The following is an 833-nucleotide window of genomic DNA, read 5'->3' as shown; positions in this document are numbered from 1 at the left end:
TTTTTAAATCATCCGCCCCCCCCCCACATCACCCCCTCTCTTTCCGCCGCCCGCGTCTGTTGTTAAAAAGCCACTGTGCCCCCGCCTAACCCCCCCTACACCCCCCGGCCCCCCGCGGCGCCGGCGGGGCGCCGCCGAGCGCCGCGACGACGGTGACGCCGCACGGGACGGCGACCGCGACGCCGTCGACCAGCACGCGGCTCAGGGAATCAGGCGGGGACATGGGCGAACCTCGACGGTGAATAAGGGGCGGCGGCGATGGAGGCGGGTCGGCCCAGCATCAGGTCCGCCAGCAGTTGCGCGGTGCCGAATGCGGTCGTCACGCCGAGACCTTCGTGGCCCGCGGCGACCCACACGCGATCGAGCGTCGGATGGCGGCCGATGACGGGCCGCCCATCGTAGGTCGCGGGCCGCATGCCGGTCCAGCTGCGGATGATTTTCATATCGGCGAGACAGGGCAGCAGCGCGATGGCCGAGCGCAGCACGCGCGCCAGCACGCGCGGATCGACGTCCGCATGCGCGATCCCGTCCTGGCGGCAGGATCCGATCAGCCATTGGCCCGTGATGCGCGGCTGGACATTCGCCGCGACGGCGAGGGCGTCGCTGCCGGCTTCCGTTTGGCCCTCGGTTTGCCCATAATCCATGCTCACGACCTGGTGCGACAGCCGCCGCGGGTAGCGCGCCGTGATGGCGAGATGGCCCTTGCGCGGGAAGATCGGAATGTCCGGCAGCAGCCGCGTGACGGCGGTCCCCGTCGCGACGACGACGTCGCCCGCGGCGATGCGTTCGCCGTCGGCCAGCGTGACGCTGCCGTCGTCGACGCGGGCGACGGA

General features: G+C 71.4%; 2 protein-coding genes. Both read right to left on the bottom strand.

Going from position 1 to position 833, the window contains the following annotated elements; translation table 11 throughout:
* Nucleotides 1–85 precede the first annotated feature (85 nt).
* Complete coding sequence (locus ACEN88_RS33035) at nucleotides 86–223, bottom strand: hypothetical protein (protein ID WP_413346520.1); 138 nt, start codon at nucleotides 221–223, stop codon at nucleotides 86–88.
* On the bottom strand, nucleotides 210–833 hold a 624-nt coding region (locus ACEN88_RS33030), incomplete at its 5' end, for an NAD(P)/FAD-dependent oxidoreductase (RefSeq protein ID WP_413346518.1). The genes ACEN88_RS33035 and ACEN88_RS33030, both read right to left, overlap by 14 nt.

This window comes from Massilia sp. CT11-108, assembly GCF_047302915.1.
Lineage (GTDB): Bacteria > Pseudomonadota > Gammaproteobacteria > Burkholderiales > Burkholderiaceae_D > Telluria > Telluria orientalis.
This window is presented reverse-complemented; position numbering and strand designations above follow the sequence as displayed.